General features: G+C 68.5%; 20 protein-coding genes. 12 read left to right on the forward strand and 8 right to left on the reverse strand.

All coding sequences use genetic code 11. The features are described 5' to 3' along the window. Nucleotides 1–30 precede the first annotated feature (30 nt). The 3 genes from ACWGE0_RS33050 (at nt 31) to murQ (ending at nt 2,412) form a co-directional block, all read left to right on the forward strand. On the forward strand, nt 31–477 hold the full coding sequence (locus ACWGE0_RS33050; RefSeq protein ID WP_452264833.1) for a carboxymuconolactone decarboxylase family protein: 447 nt from the start codon (nt 31–33) through the stop codon (nt 475–477). Nucleotides 478–583: 106 nt separating this feature from the next. Then, nucleotides 584–1,504, forward strand: a complete 921-nt coding sequence (locus tag ACWGE0_RS33055; RefSeq protein WP_452264834.1) for a MurR/RpiR family transcriptional regulator — start codon at nt 584–586, stop codon at nt 1,502–1,504. Beyond that, nucleotides 1,501–2,412 carry an N-acetylmuramic acid 6-phosphate etherase gene (gene murQ / locus ACWGE0_RS33060; protein WP_452264835.1) on the forward strand — a complete coding sequence of 304 codons (912 nt, stop codon included), beginning with the start codon at nt 1,501–1,503 and terminating at the stop codon, nt 2,410–2,412. The genes ACWGE0_RS33055 and murQ overlap by 4 nt, the downstream gene beginning before the upstream one ends. Here the strand turns inward: murQ and ACWGE0_RS33065 are convergent. Together ACWGE0_RS33065 and ACWGE0_RS33070 are read right to left on the reverse strand one after the other, a co-directional pair. Further along, complete coding sequence (locus ACWGE0_RS33065) at nt 2,401–3,525, reverse strand: globin domain-containing protein (protein ID WP_452264836.1); 1,125 nt, start codon at nt 3,523–3,525, stop codon at nt 2,401–2,403. The two genes, murQ and ACWGE0_RS33065, sit on opposite strands and share 12 nt — an antisense overlap. A 73-nt stretch (nt 3,526–3,598) precedes the next feature. Beyond that, the gene (locus ACWGE0_RS33070; protein ID WP_319968931.1) at nt 3,599–4,039 is read right to left on the reverse strand and encodes an Lrp/AsnC family transcriptional regulator; all 441 of its coding nucleotides are present in this window, start codon (nt 4,037–4,039) and stop codon (nt 3,599–3,601) included. Nucleotides 4,040–4,145: 106 nt separating this feature from the next. Between ACWGE0_RS33070 and ACWGE0_RS33075 the strand changes: the two genes are divergently transcribed. After that, nucleotides 4,146–4,961, forward strand: coding sequence for a tryptophan 2,3-dioxygenase (locus ACWGE0_RS33075; RefSeq protein ID WP_452264837.1), 816 nt, complete (start codon nt 4,146–4,148; stop codon nt 4,959–4,961). Further along, nucleotides 4,958–6,058, forward strand: a complete 1,101-nt coding sequence (gene kynU / locus ACWGE0_RS33080; RefSeq protein ID WP_452264838.1) for a kynureninase — start codon at nt 4,958–4,960, stop codon at nt 6,056–6,058. Before ACWGE0_RS33075 ends, kynU begins: the two co-directional genes overlap by 4 nt. Here the strand turns inward: kynU and ACWGE0_RS33085 are convergent. Continuing rightward, entirely contained in the window at nt 6,048–6,776 is a 729-nt protein-coding gene (locus tag ACWGE0_RS33085; protein ID WP_452264839.1) for an oxidoreductase, read from the reverse strand. The genes kynU and ACWGE0_RS33085 overlap by 11 nt on opposite strands. Nucleotides 6,777–7,035: 259 nt before the next feature. Between ACWGE0_RS33085 and acs the strand changes: the two genes are divergently transcribed. From acs to ACWGE0_RS33105, 4 genes are all read left to right on the forward strand, one after another. Continuing rightward, complete coding sequence (acs, locus tag ACWGE0_RS33090) at nt 7,036–9,018, forward strand: acetate--CoA ligase (RefSeq protein ID WP_452264840.1); 1,983 nt, start codon at nt 7,036–7,038, stop codon at nt 9,016–9,018. Nucleotides 9,019–9,146: 128 nt separating this feature from the next. After that, nucleotides 9,147–10,313 (forward strand): Na+/H+ antiporter NhaA, encoded by a 1,167-nt coding sequence (nhaA, locus tag ACWGE0_RS33095; protein WP_452264895.1) that lies wholly within the window; start codon nt 9,147–9,149, stop codon nt 10,311–10,313. Beyond that, nucleotides 10,310–10,765 carry a phage holin family protein gene (locus ACWGE0_RS33100; RefSeq protein WP_452264841.1) on the forward strand — a complete coding sequence of 152 codons (456 nt, stop codon included), beginning with the start codon at nt 10,310–10,312 and terminating at the stop codon, nt 10,763–10,765. The genes nhaA and ACWGE0_RS33100 overlap by 4 nt, the downstream gene beginning before the upstream one ends. Beyond that, the gene (locus ACWGE0_RS33105; RefSeq protein WP_452264896.1) at nt 10,762–11,679 is read left to right on the forward strand and encodes an alpha/beta fold hydrolase; all 918 of its coding nucleotides are present in this window, start codon (nt 10,762–10,764) and stop codon (nt 11,677–11,679) included. The genes ACWGE0_RS33100 and ACWGE0_RS33105 overlap by 4 nt, the downstream gene beginning before the upstream one ends. On the opposite strand, the gene ACWGE0_RS33110 is transcribed toward ACWGE0_RS33105, so the two are convergent. Continuing rightward, nucleotides 11,651–13,135 carry an FAD-dependent oxidoreductase gene (locus tag ACWGE0_RS33110; RefSeq protein WP_452264842.1) on the reverse strand — a complete coding sequence of 495 codons (1,485 nt, stop codon included), beginning with the start codon at nt 13,133–13,135 and terminating at the stop codon, nt 11,651–11,653. The two genes, ACWGE0_RS33105 and ACWGE0_RS33110, sit on opposite strands and share 29 nt — an antisense overlap. A gap of 69 nt (nt 13,136–13,204) precedes the next feature. Here ACWGE0_RS33110 and ACWGE0_RS33115 point away from each other — a divergent pair, with 69 nt between their 5' ends. Then, nucleotides 13,205–13,975 (forward strand): TetR/AcrR family transcriptional regulator C-terminal domain-containing protein, encoded by a 771-nt coding sequence (locus ACWGE0_RS33115; RefSeq protein ID WP_452264843.1) that lies wholly within the window; start codon nt 13,205–13,207, stop codon nt 13,973–13,975. On the opposite strand, the gene ACWGE0_RS33120 is transcribed toward ACWGE0_RS33115, so the two are convergent. Genes ACWGE0_RS33120 through nth form a run of 4 tightly spaced genes read right to left on the reverse strand, consistent with a single transcriptional unit; the run spans nt 13,893 to nt 17,020 of the window. After that, on the reverse strand, nt 13,893–15,080 hold the full coding sequence (locus tag ACWGE0_RS33120; RefSeq protein WP_452264844.1) for a MarP family serine protease: 1,188 nt from the start codon (nt 15,078–15,080) through the stop codon (nt 13,893–13,895). The two genes, ACWGE0_RS33115 and ACWGE0_RS33120, sit on opposite strands and share 83 nt — an antisense overlap. Before the next feature lie 16 nt (nt 15,081–15,096). Beyond that, nucleotides 15,097–15,756 (reverse strand): NUDIX hydrolase, encoded by a 660-nt coding sequence (locus ACWGE0_RS33125; RefSeq protein WP_319968941.1) that lies wholly within the window; start codon nt 15,754–15,756, stop codon nt 15,097–15,099. Then, the gene (locus ACWGE0_RS33130; RefSeq protein ID WP_452264845.1) at nt 15,753–16,316 is read right to left on the reverse strand and encodes a TlpA family protein disulfide reductase; all 564 of its coding nucleotides are present in this window, start codon (nt 16,314–16,316) and stop codon (nt 15,753–15,755) included. The genes ACWGE0_RS33125 and ACWGE0_RS33130 overlap by 4 nt, the downstream gene beginning before the upstream one ends. After that, nucleotides 16,313–17,020 carry an endonuclease III gene (nth, locus tag ACWGE0_RS33135; RefSeq protein ID WP_319969003.1) on the reverse strand — a complete coding sequence of 236 codons (708 nt, stop codon included), beginning with the start codon at nt 17,018–17,020 and terminating at the stop codon, nt 16,313–16,315. Before nth ends, ACWGE0_RS33130 begins: the two co-directional genes overlap by 4 nt. Before the next feature lie 136 nt (nt 17,021–17,156). Between nth and ACWGE0_RS33140 the strand changes: the two genes are divergently transcribed. Beyond that, entirely contained in the window at nt 17,157–17,396 is a 240-nt protein-coding gene (locus tag ACWGE0_RS33140; protein ID WP_319968943.1) for a hypothetical protein, read from the forward strand. Between the two features lie 179 nt (nt 17,397–17,575). After that, a complete protein-coding gene (locus ACWGE0_RS33145) occupies nt 17,576–18,250 on the forward strand; it encodes a Crp/Fnr family transcriptional regulator (RefSeq protein ID WP_030477589.1) in 675 nt (224 codons plus the stop codon). Nucleotides 18,251–18,484 lie beyond the last annotated feature (234 nt).

Consider the following 18,484-nt stretch of genomic DNA (forward strand, 5'->3'; position numbering starts at 1 on the left):
CAGAGCCAATCAGCGCCATAGGTTTGTGCCATGACGAACCGCATCGACCTCGCCAAGAAGGCCCCGAAGGTCTACCGCGCCATGATCGCCCTCGACGCCGCCGCCCGCGAAGGTCTCGACGAGCAGCTCGCCGAGCTCGTCCGCATCCGCGCCTCCCAGCTGAACCACTGCGCCTACTGCCTCAACATGCACACGGTCGACGCCCGAAAGGGTGGTGAGTCCGAGGCGCGCATCTACCTGCTCAACGCGTGGGAAGAAGCCGGCGACATCTACACCGAGAAGGAGCAGGCTGCGCTGCGCCTGACTGAGGCCATCACCGTCCTGAGCAGCCACGAGTACGTCAGCGACGACGTCTACGAGCAGGCCGCGAAGCACTTCGGTGAGGAGGAGCTGGCGCAGCTCATCGCGCTCATCTTCACCATCAACTCGTGGAACCGGATCGCCGTCTCCACCAGGAAGAAGCCCGACGTTCGGTGACACGCCGCCAAAGATTCGCTCCGACGGGGTGACTTTCGGACACAGTTGGGGTGAGTTGCGCCCACACTCCGTTGACCCCCGGTGTGGCGGTTAGTAAGTTTCCCACGTGTCCACTGAAAGCAGTGCGGAGTCCAGTCCTCTGGTGAAGATCCGGTCGTTGCTGCCGGGTCTCGCGCGCGCCGAGCAGCGCGTCGCGAAGGTGGTGCTGGAGAACCCCGGAACTGTCGCGCACCGCAGCATCACCGAGGTCGCCGAGCAGGCGGGCACGAGTGAGACGACGGTGACGCGGTTCTGCAAGGCCATCGGCGTCGGCGGATATCCGGAGCTGCGCATCGCGCTCGCCGCCGACACCGCTCGCAGCCAGGCAAGGGCCAACCACGACATGGGCGGCGACATCTTGCCCGGCGACGACCTCAAGCAGGTCGTGGGCAAGGTCGCGTTCGCCGACGCCCGTGCCGTCGAGGAGACCGCGGAGCAGCTCGACATCGAGTCGCTCGACAAGGTCGTCCAAGCCGTCGCGGGCGCCCGCCGGGTCGACGTCTACGGCTTCGGCGCGTCCGCGTTCGTGGCGTTCGACATGCAGCAGAAGCTGCACCGCATCGGCCTCACCTGCTTCGCGTGGAACGACACGCACATCGCGCTGACCTCGGCCGCCGTGCTGACCGAGGCGGACGTCGCCGTCGGCATCTCGCACACCGGCTCCACCGCGGAGACCGTCGAGGCCCTCCGCGTGGCCCGCGAGACCGGCGCCACCACTGTCGCGCTGACGAACTTCCCGCGCTCGCCCATCACCGAGGTCGCCGACCACGTGCTGACCACGGCCGCGCGTGAGACCACGTTCCGCTCCGGCGCGATGGCGAGCCGCATCGCGCAGCTCACCGTGATCGACTGCCTGTTCATCGGTGTCGCCCAGCACCACGTGGACTCGGCGAAGACGGCGCTGGAGGCGACCTACGAGGCCGTCTCCGGTCATCGACTGGGTGCGAGACCAGACGGCCGACGGCGGCCGCGGGAGACGACTAAATGATCTCCCCCCGGAACGGTGCGGGGGTGCGCGTGGAATCTCCGACCGAGCAACGGAACCCCCGCACCACGGACATCGACCGGGTCTCGACGATCGACGTGCTGAGGATGATCAACGACGAGGACCGCACGGTCCCGTCCGCCGTCGCCGAGGCACTGCCGGAGCTGGCCCGCGCGGTCGACCTCGGCGTCACCGCGATCATGTCCGGCGGCCGCGTCCACTACGTAGGCGCCGGCACGTCAGGCCGTCTGGCAACACTGGACGCCGCCGAGCTGGTGCCCACGTTCAACGCCCCGTCCGACTGGTTCGTCGCCCACCACGCGGGTGGCTCCGAAGCCCTCGTCCGCGCGGTCGAGGAAGTCGAGGACAGCTCAGGCGCGGCCCAGATCCGCCGGCACGCCACCGCGAAAGACCTGGTGGTGGGCATAACGGCGTCCGGGCGCACGCCGTTCGTGATCGGCGCGCTGCAAGAGGCGCAAGCGCTTGGCGCCCACACCGTGCTCGTGTCGAACAACGCGTCGGTGCCGTTCACCGCAGACGTCCTGGTCGCGCTGAACACCGGCCCGGAGGCGATCGCCGGCTCGACCCGGATGAAGGCGGGATCGGCCCAGAAGCTGGTGCTGACCTCGTTCTCCACCGCGGTGATGATCAAGCTCGGCCGCGCCTACTCGAACCTGATGGTCAGCATGCGCGCCACCAACGCGAAGCTGCGCGGACGGACGATCCGCATCCTGCACGAGGCCACCGGACAGCCCGAGAACACCTGCGAACGGGCGTTGGCGGAAGCGTCCGGCGACCTCAAGGTGGCGCTGGTGCACCTGCTGTCCGGGGTGCCGACCGAACGCGCGGCCGCCGCCCTCGAAGACACCAAGGGCCACGTCCGCAACGCGCTGGACCGGCTAGCCGGCTGACACCACGTCCGGCCCGAACACCTCGTAGTGGATGTCGGTGACACCCGCCTCCAGCAGCTGGGCCCGCAATGCGCGCAGGAACGGCACCGGCCCGCACAGGTAGGCGGTGGCGTTCTCCGGCACAGCGACGCTTTCGAGGTCGACCAGTCCGGTCCGCTCGGCCGGCCACTCCCCGATCGGCCGCTCGTAGAACACGTGCGCCTGCCCGTCCTCCAGCTTGGCCACGAGCTGGGCGAGCTCGGCGCGGAACGGGTGCGTGAGCTGGTCGCGGTCACCGTGCACCGCGATCACCCGCCGCGGCGAGTCGGTGGCCGCCAGCTCCGCGAGCATCGAGATCATCGGCGTGCACCCGATCCCCGCCGACGCGAACAGCACCGGCCCGTCGCCGGGCTGGAACGTCACGTCCCCGGCCGGCCGGCTGAGCCTCAGCGTGCTGCCCACCGGCGCGAAGTCGTGCAGGTAGCTCGACACCTCGCCGTCTCGCTTCACCGAGAACTGCAGCGCGTCGTCGGTCCGTCCGGAGAGGCTGTACTGGCGGATCTGCCTGGCGCCGTCGGGGAGCGGGACCTGCACCGACACGTACTGGCCGGGCTTGCTCAGGGGCACCGGACCGTGCACCGGCCTGACCACGAACGTCACCACGTCCTCGGTCTCCTGGAACCGGGCGATCACCCGGTGGTCCTGCTGCCCCCTCGGCAGGAACCGCTCGAGCCCGATCAACGTGTCGGCCATCAGCCAGTAGACCTCGCTCCAGGCGGCCGCGATCTCCGGCGTGACGTTCAGGACCTCGGCGACGGCCGCGAGCAGATGCTTGTGCACCACCGCGTACTGGCCGGGCGTGACGCCGACCGAGACGTGCTTGTGCGCGATGCGGCGCAACATCGCGTCCGGCTCCTTCCCGGCGAGCAGCCCGGACGCGAACACCGCGATCGAACCGGCCAACGCCTCGGCCTGCGTGCCGTTGGCCTGGTTGCCGCGGTTGAACAGCACCCGCAGCAGGACCGGGTGCTCGGCGAACATCCGCTGGTAGAACAGCCGGCTGATCTCGCCGATGGCGGCACCCACGGCGGGCAGCGTGGCTTCGACCAGCTCAGCGGACTTCGGGGACAGCATCGACGTGCTCCTCAACTAAGCTGACACGGCAGTTCGCCTTCGCCGCCGACGACCTCGCCGTTACCTTCCGGCGTCATCCCGGCAACACCGGGCGCCACGGGATCGGCGTCGACAGCACCATCGCGCTCGACGTCTCCCCGTGGCTCGCGAGCCGCACCAGCAGCCGTTCCAGCTCCAGGATCGACGTCGTCACGACCTTCACCACCGAGCAGATGTCGCCGGTCAGCCGCACGACCTCGACCACCTCCGGGCAGTCGTCCAGCAGCTCTGGGTGCACGGTGATGCACCGCGGGCCGTAGCACTTCATGCGTACCAACGCGACGACTGGACGTCCTACGACGGTGGGGTCGACCACGGCGCGATAGCCGGTGATTGCGCCCATGTTCTCCAGGCGGCGGACGCGTTGGGCGACTGTTGGTGGTGAGACGTGGACTCGGCGGGCGAGTTCGTTGTACGACAGGCGCGCGTCTTCTTGGAGGGCCTCCAACAGGGCCTTGTCGACCTCGTCCAACATGAACGCAAAGCTACCTGCCAATCTGGTTTGCGTTTGGAAGAAGTTTGGAGCGAACGCCTTTCGTCATCCATTCAGGTGAAGAGGCCCAGGCAGGAGGATTGGAGGCATGAGCTGCCCCGTGTCCCCCAAGCTGGATTTCGGCGGCACCACGCCGTACGAGGACTACGTGCACGCGTCGGTGTTGCACACCCTTCAACAGCAGTGGTCCAAAGATCCGCGTGAGATGTCGTTCCTGGTCATCACGCAGGTGATGGAGCTGTACTTCGGCCTGCTCTGCTTCGAGTGGCGGCAGGCCCAGACCGAACTTCGCGCCGACGACCTCAGGGCGGCCGTGCGCACACTTAGGCGGTCTGATCTGCACCTTCAGGCGTTGTCGGCGGCGTGGCGGCCGATCGCGCGGATGACGCCGACCGAGTTCAACTCGTTCCGCGACGCGCTCGGCGAGGGGTCGGGCTTCCAGTCGGGCATGTACCGCGAGATGGAGTTCCTGCTCGGCGAGAAGTCCGCGTCGATGCTCGTGCCGCACCGCGCGGTGCCGGCGATGCACGCGCAGCTGGAGGAGTCGCTCGCGAAGCCTTCGCTGTACGACGACGTGCTGGCGGCGCTCAAGCGGCGCGGGTTCGAGATTCCGCAGAGCATCATCGAGCGCGACCTGACCAAGGCCTACGAGCCGTCGGCCGAGGTCGAGCAGGTGTGGGCGCAGATCTACCGCGGCGACGACCGCGATCTGCTGGAGCTCGGCGAGGCGTTGACGGACATCGCCGAGGAGTTCGCGCGCTGGCGTTACGACCACCTGCTCGCGACCCGGCGCTCGATGGGTGCGAAGGTCGGCACCGGCGGTTCCGCTGGTGTTGCCTGGCTGGAGAAGCGCACCCAGCGAGCGGTGTTCCCGGAACTCTGGACCGCGAGGAGCTACGTGTGAAGCGGGAGCTGTTCGATCTTCCGGACGGTGTCGTCTACCTCGACGGCAATTCCCTTGGCGCACCACCGAAGCACGTCGCCGAACGGATGCAGGAGGTCGTCAAGCACCAGTGGGGCACGCGGCTGATCCGGTCGTGGTCCGAGGGCTGGTGGGAGGCGCCGCAACGGATCGGTGACCGGATCGGCCGGCTGATCGGAGCCGCCGAAGGTCAGGTCGTGGCCGGTGACTCGACGTCGGTCAACGTCTTCAAGGCGTTGATGGGAGCCGTGAAAGGCACCGACCGCACGGAGATCGTGTGTGACGAGTCGACGTTCCCGACCGACGGGTACATCGCGCAGTCCGTGGCCTCGTTGACGAACCTCGACATCCGCGCGGCACATCCGTCCTCTTTGGACCTCAGCGAGAACACCGCCGTGGTGTTGCTCAACCACGTCGACTACCGGACCGGCGCGCTGAACGACATGAAGGCGCTGACCGAGCAGGCACATGCCGTTGGCGCGCAAGTGGTCTGGGACCTCTGCCACAGCGCGGGCGTGCTGCCGATCGAACTCGACGCGCTCGGCGTGGACTTCGCCATCGGCTGCACCTACAAGTTCCTCAACGGCGGACCTGGCTCGCCCGCGTTCATCTACGTGCCGCGGCACAAGCAGGCCACCTTCGAGAACCCGTTGTCCGGCTGGAACGGCCACCGCGAGCCGTTCGCCATGCAAGCGAGCTACGAACCGGACCCCGGCATCGTCCGCGCACGGGTCGGCACGCCGGACATCCTGTCGATGCTGGCCCTCGACGCCGCCCTGGACGTGTGGGACGACGTCGACCTCGCCGAGCTGCGCGAGCGCGGCCTCAAGCTGACCGCGCTGTTCCGCGAGCACGTCGAGAAGCTCACGGACCTCGAAGTGATCACTCCGGAGGTCCGCGGCAACCAGATCTCGGTGCGCTGCCCGGACGCCAAAGCCGTGATGGACGAACTGATCGCACGCGGAGTCATCGGCGACCACCGGCCGCCGGACGTCCTCCGGTTCGGCTTCGCGCCGCTCTACGTGACCGACGAGGACGCGATCAAGGCCGCCGAAGTTCTCGCGGACATCACCCGGTGAGTGCGGCGTCCGCGATGCTCTTCGCCTCGCGGGCGCCCGCCTCCAACGCCGAGCAGACGAACAGGATCCACTGAGCCAGGCCTTCGAGCGAGCCCGACGCGAACGCCACCGACGCGGCCTCGTACTCGGCCGATCGGCGCAGGCAGGCCACCTCCGGCACGCCGAGCCCCTTGGGGTCGAGGCCGCTGGAGATCGACGTCATCCTGGCCGCGGCACGGGCGACCACGCCGTTGGCGACGTCGAACGGCGCCAGCCCGAGCAGTTCGCCGTGCACCACCGCGACCAGAACGGGCGCCGGCACGGACGTTCCACCGGTGACCAGCGACCCGATCATGTCGAGCCGCGCCGACACGTCTGCCGAGACGCGAGGCCGTCCGACATCAGCGTTGAGGTCCGCGGCGGCGAGAACGTGCAGCCGCGCGAGAGCCTGCAACGGCGCGCGCTGCCAGGTGCCCACCAGGCCGCCCAGAGCCTCGGCGACGCGCAAAGACCCTGCCAGCACGGGGTTCGTGACCTCGCCGGACTCCGGAATTTCGGTCGGCCCGCCCTCCAGAGCCGCCGACGCACGGGCCGCGCGAACGGACGCTTCGGCCGCGGTCGTGGCCCAGCCGCGCAGATTCACCCGATGGCGGTGCACCTGGAAGACGGCGTCCTTGGCCGCACCGGCGGCGTCAGCCACGCCGGGCAAGGAAAGCAGCGGAGCAAGCGGATCGGTCACGGTCGCGCAGAGTACCTGACCAGGTGAAACGCGTGATCCAGCTCACTGCCCGAACCGCTGGGCGCGCAACTGCGCCCGTTCATCGCGCCACACGTGCTTCAACCAGACAAAACGGGTTACACAATGACAGCCGTGTAACCATCCTCCCAAGATTGGTCTGAACCTTTCGGGGGAGGAGCCTGTTGGAAGTGAACTGGCTCGCACTACGGTCAGTACCCGCATCCCCAACCGGTCTGGATTTTCCAGGAGGTCTCGCACCATGACGCAGTCGCCAGGCCAGGGCCAAGCTCTGGACAACCTGCTCACGGAGAGCAGGACGTTTCCGCCCTCCGAAGAGTTCGCGGCGCAGGCGAACGCCCGTCCCGAGCTGTACGAGGAGGCGAAGGCCGACCGCGAGGCGTTCTGGGCGAAGCAGGCGGAACGGCTGCACTGGGACACCAAGTGGACGCAGGTCCTCGACTGGTCCGACGCGCCGTTCGCCAAGTGGTTCGTCGGCGGCAAGCTGAACGTCGCCTACAACTGCGTCGACCGGCACGTCGAGTCCGGCCACGGTGACCAGGTCGCCATCCACTGGGAGGGCGAGCCCGGCGACTCCCGCGCCATCACCTACGCCGAGCTGCAGCGCGAGGTCTCCAAGGCCGCGAACGCGTTGACCTCGCTGGGAATCGGCGCCGAGGACCGCGTCGCGATCTACATGCCGATGGTCCCCGAGGCGATCTTCGCGATGCTCGCGTGCGCCCGTCTCGGCGCGATGCACAGCGTGGTGTTCGGCGGCTTCTCCGCCGAGGCGCTGCGCACCCGCATCGAGGACTCCTCGTGCAAGCTCGTGATCACGACCGACGGCCAGTACCGCCGCGGCAACCCGTTCCCGCTCAAGCCGGCCGTCGACGAGGCCGTCGCCGCCGCGCCGAGCGTGGAGAACGTGCTCGTCGTCAAGCGCACCAACAGCGACGTGGCGTGGACCGACAAGGACGTGTGGTGGCACGAGCTGGTGGACGCGCAGTCCGACCAGCACACCCCGGAGGCGTTCGACTCCGAGCACCCGCTCTTCATCCTCTACACCTCGGGCACCACGGGTAAGCCGAAGGGCATCCTGCACACGTCCGGCGGCTACCTCACGCAGGCGTCGTACACGCAGCACCACGTGTTCGACCTCAAGCCGGACACCGACGTGTACTGGTGCACCGCGGACATCGGCTGGGTCACCGGCCACAGCTACATCGTCTACGGCCCGCTGTCGAACCGCGTGACGCAGGTCGTCTACGAAGGCACGCCGAACACCCCGCACGAGGGCCGCCACTGGGAGATCGTGCAGAAGTACGGCGTCTCGATCTACTACACGGCGCCGACGCTGATCCGCACCTTCATGAAGTGGGGCGCGGACATCCCGGCCAAGTACGACCTCTCGTCGTTGCGTGTGCTGGGTTCGGTCGGCGAGCCGATCAACCCCGAGGCGTGGATCTGGTACCGCGAGAACGTCGGCGGCGGCAAGGCTCCCATCGTGGACACCTGGTGGCAGACCGAGACCGGCGCGATCATGATCTCGCCGCTGCCCGGCGTCGTGTCGACCAAGCCCGGCTCCGCGCAGCGCCCGCTGCCCGGCATCGGCGCGAAGGTCGTCAACGACGAGGGCGTCGAGGTCCCGCACGGTGGCGGTGGCTACCTGGTGCTGGACGAGCCGTGGCCGTCGATGCTGCGCGGCATCTGGGGTGACGAGGAGCGCTACCGCGACACGTACTGGTCGCGCTTCAAGGACCAGGGCTTCTACTTCGCCGGTGACGGTGCGAAGTACGACGCGGACGGCGACATCTGGCTGCTCGGCCGGGTCGACGACGTGATGAACGTGTCCGGTCACCGCATCTCGACCACCGAGGTCGAGTCCGCGCTGGTCTCGCACCCGACCGTGGCCGAGGCGGCCGTCGTCGGCGCGTCCGACGCGACCACCGGCCAGGGCATCGTGGCGTTCGTGATCCTGCGCGGTGGCGCGGGTTCCGACGCCGGTGGTGCCGACGCGATCAAGGCGTTGCGCGACCACGTGGCCAAGGAGATCGGCCCGATCGCGAAGCCGCGCCAGATCATGGTCGTGCCGGAGCTGCCGAAGACGCGGTCCGGCAAGATCATGCGCCGTCTGCTGCGCGACGTCGCGGAGAACCGCGCGGTCGGCGACGTGACGACGCTGGCCGACTCGTCGGTGATGGACCTGATCTCGGCCGGTCTGCAGTCGGGCAAGTCCGAAGACTGATTTCGCTTCAAACGTGACGGGCGTCCTCGGAAGAGGGCGCCCGTTGGCGTTAAGATCGCATCTAGGTGAGCCGGGAAGTCTGGTCGGCACGAGGATTGTCGTATCCGCTGACCGCCCTGGGAGCCCTGTTGTCGCGCAAGAAGGACGTAGTCACCGAGTTCGCCCGCTACCTGCGCACGGAAACCGTGGGCGGCAGCGTGTTGCTCGTCGCCACCGCCATCGCGCTGATCTGGGCCAATTCGCCGTTGTCGTCCGCCTACTTCGGACTGAGGGATCTGCATCTCGGGCCGCTGTCCGTCGGCGACTGGGCCAAGGACGGGCTGCTGGCGATCTTCTTCTTCGTCGCGGGGCTCGAACTCAAGCGCGAGCTCGTCGTCGGCGAGCTGTCCGAACTCAAGGCCGCGATCCTGCCGGTGGTCGCGGCGATCGGCGGGATGATCGTGCCCGCGCTGATCGCGCTGGCGGTCGGCTGGGGACAGCCGGGGATCGAACGGGCGTGGGCGATCCCGGTCGCGACGGACATCGCGTTCGCTCTCGGGGTGCTGGCGCTGACGGCGTCCGGGCTGCCGTCGAGTCTGCGGGTGTTCCTGCTCAGCCTGGCCGTGGTGGACGACCTGGGCGCGATCATCGTGATCGCGATCCTGTTCACGGCGACGTTCAACCTGCTCGCGGCCGGGGCCGTGGTCCTGCTGCTGGCGCTGTACTGGTTCCTCCAGCACAAGCGGATCACCACGCCGTTCCTCTACGTGCCGATCGCGCTGGCGACGTGGTGGTTCATGCACGAGTCGGGCATCCACGCCACGATCGCGGGTGTCGCGCTGGCGTTGCTCACGCGGGTCAAGCGCGACCCGTACGAGCAGGAGGCGCCGGCGGTGCGGCTCGAGCACCGGCTGCAGCCGTTCTCGGCCGGGGTGGCGGTGCCGGTGTTCGCGCTGTTCGCGGCCGGTGTGCCGATCGGCGCCGAGGCGTTCGGGAAGCTCTTCTCCGACAAGATCGCCATCGGGGTGATCGCGGGGCTCGTCGTCGGCAAGGTGATCGGGATCGTGGGTGCCTCGGCGCTGGCGGTGTGGATCAAGGCGGCCGTCTGGCCGGCGGGAGCGGGGCCGCGGGACATCATCGCGGTGGCCGTGCTGGGCGGGGTCGGGTTCACGGTGAGCCTGCTGATCGCGGAGCTGGCACTCGATCAACCCGAGACGGCGAAGGCCGCCGTGCTGATCGCCTCGATGATCTCGTCGCTGCTCGCCGCGGTGTTGCTCATTCGTCGCAGCCGGGCTCATGGCACGATGTCCGAGTGACGACCAGGGAGCACATCGCGTCGATTCCGCTGACCGCAGACGACCCGACCGCCGAGGCCTCGATCGGTGGCCTCGTCCGTGATGCGACCGCCCACATTTCGACTCTGGTCAGAGCAGAGGTCGAGCTCGCAAAGGACGAGATCACCGCGTCGGTCAAGAAGGGCGTGAAGGGCAGCGTCTTCTTCATCATCGCGCTGACGGTGCTGTGCTTCAGCCTGTTCTTCCTGTTCATGATGCTCGGCTTCGGGTTCGCCGAGTGGTTCGGCTGGCGCTACTGGGCGGGCTTCGCGCTCGTGTTCGGCGTGATGCTGCTGACCGCCGGCCTCTTCGGCTTCCTGGGCTGGCGCAAGGTGAAGAAGATCAAGGCGCCGGAGAAGTCGATCGCGGCCGCGAAGGACACCATCGCGGCTCTCACGCACCGTGAGTCCAAGAGCAGGGGCGACGACAACTGAGCCGCAAACCCGACCCGTCGGTGGTACGGGTCGCGGGTCCGTGGACGCACCGCGACGTGTCGGCCAACGGCATCCGCCTGCACGTGGCCGAACTCGGCGAGGGACCGCTCGTGCTGCTCCTGCACGGGTTCCCCGAGTTCTGGTGGTCGTGGCGGCACCAGCTGACGGCACTGGCCGAGGCCGGGTACCGCGCGGTGGCCGTCGACCTGCGCGGGTACGGCGACTCGGACAAACCACCGCGCGGCTACGACGGCTACACCCTCGCGGGTGACATCGCGGGCCTGATCAAGGCACTCGGCGCCCAGCGCGCACACCTCGTGGGTCACGCGTGGGGCGGCGCCACGGCCTGGACCGTCGGCGCGATCCACCCACGCCTGGTCTCGTCGATCTCGGTGCTGTCCGCACCGCACCCGCTGGCGATGCGCCGCGCGTTCCGCAGGCACCCGCGGGTGAACTCGCACGTGCTGCGGTTCCAGCTGCCGATCTACCCCGAACGCTGGCTGACCGGCGAGAACGCCATGCAGGTCGCCCGGCTGCTGGCCGCGTGGTCCGGGCCGAAGTGGCGCTCAGCGCCCGAGTTCGACGAGGTCATCCGCCGCTGCCGGCAGGCCATGACGATCCCTGGCGTCGCCCACAGCGCGATGGAGTACTACCGCTGGGCGGTGCGCTCGCAGATCCGCAGCGACGGCCGCCGGTTCGCCGAGGCCGTCGACAAGCCGATGCAGGTGCCGGTGCTGCAGATCCACGGTGCGCTGGACCCGATCACGCTGGAGTCGTCCGCGCGCGAGTCGCGGCAGTGGCTCGGGCCGGGGTCGGAGTTCCGGAGCCTGCCCGAGGTGGGGCACTTCCCGAACCAGGAGGCGTCCCACACCACGAGCAGGCTGATCAGCGAGTTCCTGCAGAAGATGAGCTGAACGCGGCCCTGAGCACCTCGCTCGGGTCGTTCGGCAGGTCGGTGGAGCGCCAGGCGATGTAGCCGTCGGGCCTCACCAGCGAAGCGCCCTTTTCGGACAGTCCGAAGACGTCCAGCTGCTCGACCCGTTCGTACTGAACACCTGCCTGTTGCGCTGCTTCCTCCCACTGCGGATGGTCCGCGACGAGCACCCAGCCGCGTTGGAACAGGTCCAATGTGGATTTCCCCGGCTCGATCCACACGTGCGGCGCCCGCGTGCCCGGCTGGCCGTTCCACTGCTCTGGCCGTTGCGCCGGCGGCAGTTCTTCGCCCGCACCGAGCACGGCCGAAGACCGGTAAAGGATGCCGTAGTGCATCGCGTAGTTGTCGTACAACGGCGCGTCTTCCGGGTCGGTGCCCCGGTTGTGGCCGTCGTTGCGCGCGAAGATCTGCTGGTGGCACAGCGACGCGACCGGGCGCCGTTCCGCGTCGTAGGTGTCCAGCAGTTCCGGGCGTGACTCGCCGTTGAGCACGGCGGCGAGCTTCCAGGCGAGGTTGTGCGCGTCCTCGATGCCGACGTTCGCCCCGAACCCGCCGCGGCTCGGCGGCAACGTGTGCGCGGCGTCGCCGGCCAGGAAGATCCGACCGGCCGAGAACTGGTCGGCCACCCCCGCCGTGATCGTCCAGCGGCCGGTGGTGATGATCTCGATCTCCAGGTCGTCGCGGCCGATGGCCTGGACGATCTTCTCCCGCAGTTCGGGCTCGGTGTACTCGCGGTCGTCGAGCATCAGGACCCAGCGGCCGTCGCCGTAGGTGGTCAGGAAGCCGACGTCGTCGATCACGAACTGGCCGATCCCGTCCTTCAGGTACTCCTGCAGCGGAGCGCGGAACAGCACGCTGCGGGAGGTGTGCATGTACCCGCGGCCGGTGCGGGTGATGCCGAGCGCCTCGCGGATCGGACTGCGGTGGCCGTCCGCGGCGACCAGGTAGTCGGCGCGGATCTCGTAGGGCTCGCCGTCGCCCTGCACGATCGCCGTGACGCCGTCCGCGTCCTGCGAGAACTCCAGCATCCGGGTGCTCATGCGGATGTCCGCGCCCAGCTCACGGGCCTTGTCCCGCAGGATCGGCTCCATCCGGTCCTGCGCCACGCCGACGCCGGTGGTCGGCGAGTACTCGATGTCGGAGAGCTCGGCCGGCGGCGTCCAGAAGGTCTCGTCGAACCTCTTCCCGACCAGGCTCTCGGCCCTGACCCGCCGGACGCCGAAACCCTTCGTCATCCGGCTCGGCGGCAACCTGTCCTCCATCCCCACCGCCCGCAGCAACTCGCCCACCCGAGCGTTGAAGCCGACCGCCCGCGGGTGCGGCGAGCTGCCCGGATGCTTCTCCACCAGCGTCACGTCCACCCCGCGCCACGCCAGGAACAGCGCGGCCGACGTCCCCGCCAGCCCCCCGCCCACAACCAACACCGAAGTCTTCATCGCATCCTCCCAATACGCCGTATCGCCCAATACACTGTATCGCGGTGAGACGATGTATTGTCCAGTCCGATGTCGAACGAACTCGTGTGGGACCGCCCAGAGCCGCCCAGCAAGCCGTCGCCGACCCCGTTGAGCAGGGAGTTGATCGTGACCGCCGCGATCAGGCTCGCCGACGGGGGCGGGCTCGACGAGGTGTCGCTGCGCAAGGTCGCCGCCGCGCTGAACGCCGGCCCCATGCGCCTGTACGGCTACATCGAGACCAAGGACGAGCTGCTCGACCTCATGGTCGACGAGGTCTACGGCGAGATCGCGCTGCCAGAGCCCGGCACCGAGTGGCGCTCGGCTCTCACGCAGATCGCCCACGGCATCCGCGCGGCGGCGAAGCGGCACCCGTGGCTCGTCGACCTGCTCGGCGGCCGCCCGCACCGGGGCCCGAACTCGCTCGCGCACATCGAAGCGTCACTCGGCACCCTCGACGGCAGGCCTGAGTTCCCGACCATCGACCACGTGCTCGGCGCGGTCGGCGCCGTGATGGCGTTCGTGCACGGCGCGGTCCGCAACGAGATCGCCGAAGCCCGCGCCGAGCAGAGCAGCGGCATGACCGAGGAGCAGTGGCAGGCGGCGTCCGGTCCCTACATGCAGCGGATGCTGGCCACCGGGAAGTTCCCGACGCTGGCCAAGGTCATGTACGACGCGGAGCACACGAACGCCGCGTCGTACTTCGACACCGGTCTGAGCTACGTGCTCGACGGCATCGCTACGAGGCACACCCCTGGGTCGACGCCCGGCGGGTCAGCGTCGGCGCCTTCTGCACCATCTGCTGCACCTGCTGGGCGGTGAGCACGAAGCCGGTTTCGGGGTCGTCCACCGCGGCACCGAAGACCACGCCCATCACCCGGCCGTTCGGGTCGACCAGCGGGCCACCCGAGTTGCCGGAGCGGACCTCGGCGCGAACGGTGTAGACGTCGCGCGTGACCGTCTGCGCGTCGTAGATGTCCGGGCCGCGCAGCAGCGGGATCCGCTCACGCACGCGGGCCGACTTCGCGATGTACGGGCCGTCCAGCGGGTAGCCGAGCACGATGCCGTCCTCGCCCGGCTGCACCTCGTCCGAACGGAACTGCAGCGGCGTGGCCTCCAGGTCCGGCACCGCGAGCACGGCGATGTCCGTGCGCGGGTCGTAGGCGACGACGGTGGCGTCGAACTGGCCGCGGCCGACCTCGACCGTCACCTCGTTGGTGCCGGCGACGACGTGCGCGTTGGTCATGACGCGTTCCGGCGCGATGACGAAGCCGGTGCCCTCCAGGGCACGCGAGCACGACGGCGCGCGGCCGCGGACCTTCAGCACGGAGGGCTTCAGCCGCTGCACCACGGGCGAGCTCGCGAGCTGGTCGTTCGGCGGCTCGACGTCCTTGAGCGGCGTCCGGTTGAACGGGTCCATCGCCGCCGGGAAGCCCGAGACGTCGAACAGCTTCTGCAGATCGCCGGACAGCACGCGCGCGGCCTGCGGCATGGTCTTGTCGACCTTGCCGAGGATCACCGACTGCCGCAGCGACGAGGTCAGGTCGGGCAGGCCGACGACCGAGGTCAGCGGGAGCGCGATCATCCACGCCACGATGAAGACGACCAGGCCCTGCACGATCGCGCCCAGCGCGTTGTCCGCGCCGCGCAACGGTGACGCGTTGACCCGCGCCTTGATCGTCCTGCCGATGTAGACGCCGATCGTCTCGCCCAGCGCCACGAGCAGCACCACGATGCCGACCGCGAACACGACCTTGGTGACGACGTTCTCGAACTGGGACACCAGCAGGGGTGCGATCTGCGTGCCGAGGATCAGGCCGACGAGCACGCCGACGAACGCGGGCAGCGCGACCGCCATGCCTTGCCTGGCTCCGGACAACGCGGCGATCACCGCGAGGCCCAGCACGAGCAGGTCAACCCAGTTCAACCCGAAAACCTCCGCCTCACTGTGTAGCGCGCAACGCTAGTTCAAGGTCACGCACATCTGTCGCATCCCACGGCTGTTCCCAGCCGCCGAGTGCGATCAGGCCGTTGATCAACCCCGCGGTGAAACCCCACACCAGCATGCCCGGCGCGGAGAAGGCCGCTCCGACGTAACCCGCGGGGTGACGCACCCGGAACCTGTTGGCAGGATCGGCGAGGTGCGACACGGGCACACGGGCGACGGCGGCGGTCTCCGCCGGGTCGACAGGTGCGACGGGGCTCGGCTGTTCCCAGTAAGCGAGCACGGGCGTGACCACGAACCCGGACACCGGCACGTACAGCTCCGGCAGAAGGGCGAGCGGTCTCACTCCTGACGCAAGTACACCGGTCTCCTCGTAAGCCTCGCGTAATGCGGTGCCCACCGGCCCGTCGTCGGTCTCGTCGAACGCCCCGCCGGGGAACGCGACCTGACCCGGATGTGAGCCGAGCGTGTCCGAGCGGCGCAGCAGCAACACATCGGGGCCGTGGTTCTCGTCCTCGCCGAACAACATCAGCACGGACGCCTTGCGCACACCCTCGGAGGGAGCGCGCGGGACCCGCATGAACGTTCCCGCGTCGATCTGCTCGGTGGCCTTGGCCAGGCGCTGCATCCAGTCGGGTGGCTCTGTTGCCTCCGTCATCGAACCGCCTTCTCCACCTGCTCTGGCGCCTTGAAGTACGGCGGATCGGTGATCTGCCGGACCTGACCGTCCGCTGCTACGTAATACGTGGCCGGGAGCGTCATCGGCGCCTTGACCCGCTTGCGAAGTTCGTCGGAGCCGTCGTAGACCGACGGAAGCCGCACGCCGAGCCGGGCGAGCAGCTCGAGGCCGTCGGCTTCCCTGCTCTCCACAAGAACTGGGACGACCGGGACGGCACCTGGTTGCTTCGCGTAGGAATCCAGCACCGGCAGCTCCTCCTGGCACGGCTGGCACCAGGTCGCCCAGAAGTTGATCAGGATCGGGCCCTTCAGCGCGAGGGCCGTCCGGGTGCCGTCGCCGAGGCACGTCACGTCGACGCCACCTTCAGCGCCCGGCACGCACGGCCGTAGCTGGGCTTGCGCGCGCAACGCCGACACGTCCTGCGACGGACGGGACGGCGTGGGCTGCGGGCCCGGCGTTTCGTCACGGGGCCACAGCGCCACGACACCCGCGACGCCCAGGACGAGCACGAGGACGAGCCAGCGCGTGCGGTTGTTCACCCCACCAGCTTCTCACCGGCCCGGACCCGCTCGGCGAGCTCGATCAGGTGCGGTTTCTCGTCGCCCTTCACGAGCTTGGCCGCTTTGTCCGGATCCTCCGGGCCGAGGCCGTACGACGGGCAGTCCTTCATCAGCAGACAGGCCCCGCAGGCAGGCGTTTTGGCGTGACAGACGCGGCGGCCGTGGAAGATGATCCAGTGCGACGCCATGGTCCAGTCGCGCTTCTCGATCAGCTCGCCGATCGCGTGCTCGACCTTGACGGCGTCTTCGAGATCGGTCCAGCCCCAGCGGCGGACGAGACGGCCGAAATGGGTGTCGACTGTGATCCCGGGCACATCGAATGCGTTGCCGAGAACCACGTTGGCGGTCTTGCGTCCTACACCAGGGAGCTTGACCAGCTCCTCCAGAGTGCCCGGAACCACCCCGTCGTACTGCTCCACGAGAGCAGCACCGAGACCCATCAGAGACGTTGCCTTGTTCCGGTAGAAACCGGTCGGGCGGATCATCTCTTCGAGTTCGACCCGGTCGGCGCCGGCGTAGTCGGCGGCCGTCGGGTACTTCGCGAAGAGCGCGGGAGTGACCTCGTTGACCTTCTTGTCGGTGCACTGCGCGGACAGCACCACCGCCACGACGAGCTCGAGCGGCGTGGTGAAGTCCAGCTCGCAGTGCGCGTCGGGGTATCCCTCGGCAAGCACGCGCACCATCCGGCGGGCCCTGCGGGTCAGGCCGAGTTTGGTTTCCGGTTTCTTGGTTGCGGGCACTGATTCAGCGTAGTCAACACGCCGGAACCACCCCCTAGACGCGTACTCGAATCCCACTTGCGCCACACTGCGGAGCATCATGACTGCCTGGTTTGTGATCGTCGTACCGATCGTGATCATGTTCTTCGCGCTCTTCATGGAGCGCGTCGAAGCGAAGCTCCGGCACGTGGCCGTGCAGGAGAACGAGGTCGAGGAGTTCCTGGAGTCCGCCAGGCCTGATGAGGTCAAGGCGCTCTACGGACACGGCATCGGTCGCGCCCTTGAGCTGTTCCGGCTGCGTCGTCGCGGTCGTGGAGCACCGCGCAAGCGGGTCCGCTAGATGGCGTAGACTGGCCCGTCGGGCTGGATCGAGTCAGTGCGGTTGTTCCTAGTAAGACGGCGAGCCGGGCGGCGATCCACAACACAGCCCTTAGACTGCAACGCAGTGATCGGCGGCACGGCGCTGACTCCACCAAAGATGGTGGTAGGCGTGCCGTCGCGTCGATTAGGAGGGACGAGGTGGACGAGACCCTGGCGCGAGCGGGCATCTTCCAAGGTGTTGACCCGGCGGCCGCAGAGGCGCTGGCGACGACCCTGGAGACGGTGGAGTTCCCGCGTGGCCATGTGATCTTCGCGGAAGGTGAGCCGGGCGATCGCCTGTACATCATCCAGTCCGGCAAGGTGAAGATCGGCCGCAAGTCGCCGGACGGCCGCGAGAACCTGTTGGGGATCTTCGGACCTTCCGACATGTTCGGTGAACTGTCCATTTTCGACCCCGGCCCCCGCACGTCGACCGCGACGACGGTGACCGAGGTGCGCGCGGTGTCGATGGACCGCCCCGCGCTCCGGCAGTGGATCACCAACCGGCCGGAGATCGCCGAGCAGTTGCTGAGGGCCCTGGCCCGCAGGCTGCGCCGGACGAACTCCATGCTGGCCGACCTGATCTTCACGGACGTGCCCGGCCGCGTGGCCAAGGCGTTGTTGCAGCTCGCACAGCGCTTCGGTTCGCAGGAGGCCGGTCTGCTCCGCGTCACGCACGACCTGACGCAGGAGGAGATCGCCCAGTTCGTCGGTGCGTCCCGCGAGACCGTGAACAAGGCGCTCGCCGACTTCGCGCACCGCGGCTGGCTGCGACTCGAGGGCAAGAGCGTGCTGATCCTGGACCCGGAGCGCCTGGCGCGCCGAGCCCGCTAAGAGATCGTTTTAAACACAAAGGACCGGGCGCCACCCCCGACGTGGCGCACCGGTCCTTTGTGTTGCACGGCCCATCCCCCGACGAACCGTGCCTTCCATCCCTCTGGCGCGCAGGCCCCGACCCTCAGGCCAGAGGTTGGTCTCGGTCGATGAGTCAACTTTCGCACGTCTGCACCCCGGCCGCTCAAGCCCTTTCACCCTCAAGGACCTCGTGTGTGGCCGATTCGTTGCATC

It is taken from the genome of Lentzea sp. NPDC054927 (assembly GCF_053610285.1).

Coding starts and splice junctions, on each gene's coding strand:
- ACWGE0_RS33050 (WP_452264833.1), top strand. CDS start 31: ATGACGAACCGCATCGACCTCGCCAAGAAGGCCCCGAAGGTCTACCGC.
- murQ (WP_452264835.1), top strand. CDS start 1,501: ATGATCTCCCCCCGGAACGGTGCGGGGGTGCGCGTGGAATCTCCGACC.
- ACWGE0_RS33065 (WP_452264836.1), bottom strand. CDS start 3,525: ATGCTGTCCCCGAAGTCCGCTGAGCTGGTCGAAGCCACGCTGCCCGCC.
- ACWGE0_RS33070 (WP_319968931.1), bottom strand. CDS start 4,039: ATGTTGGACGAGGTCGACAAGGCCCTGTTGGAGGCCCTCCAAGAAGAC.
- ACWGE0_RS33075 (WP_452264837.1), top strand. CDS start 4,146: ATGAGCTGCCCCGTGTCCCCCAAGCTGGATTTCGGCGGCACCACGCCG.
- acs (WP_452264840.1), top strand. CDS start 7,036: ATGACGCAGTCGCCAGGCCAGGGCCAAGCTCTGGACAACCTGCTCACG.
- ACWGE0_RS33110 (WP_452264842.1), bottom strand. CDS start 13,135: ATGAAGACTTCGGTGTTGGTTGTGGGCGGGGGGCTGGCGGGGACGTCG.
- ACWGE0_RS33115 (WP_452264843.1), top strand. CDS start 13,205: ATGTCGAACGAACTCGTGTGGGACCGCCCAGAGCCGCCCAGCAAGCCG.
- ACWGE0_RS33125 (WP_319968941.1), bottom strand. CDS start 15,756: ATGACGGAGGCAACAGAGCCACCCGACTGGATGCAGCGCCTGGCCAAG.
- nth (WP_319969003.1), bottom strand. CDS start 17,020: ATGGTGCGCGTGCTTGCCGAGGGATACCCCGACGCGCACTGCGAGCTG.
- ACWGE0_RS33140 (WP_319968943.1), top strand. CDS start 17,157: ATGACTGCCTGGTTTGTGATCGTCGTACCGATCGTGATCATGTTCTTC.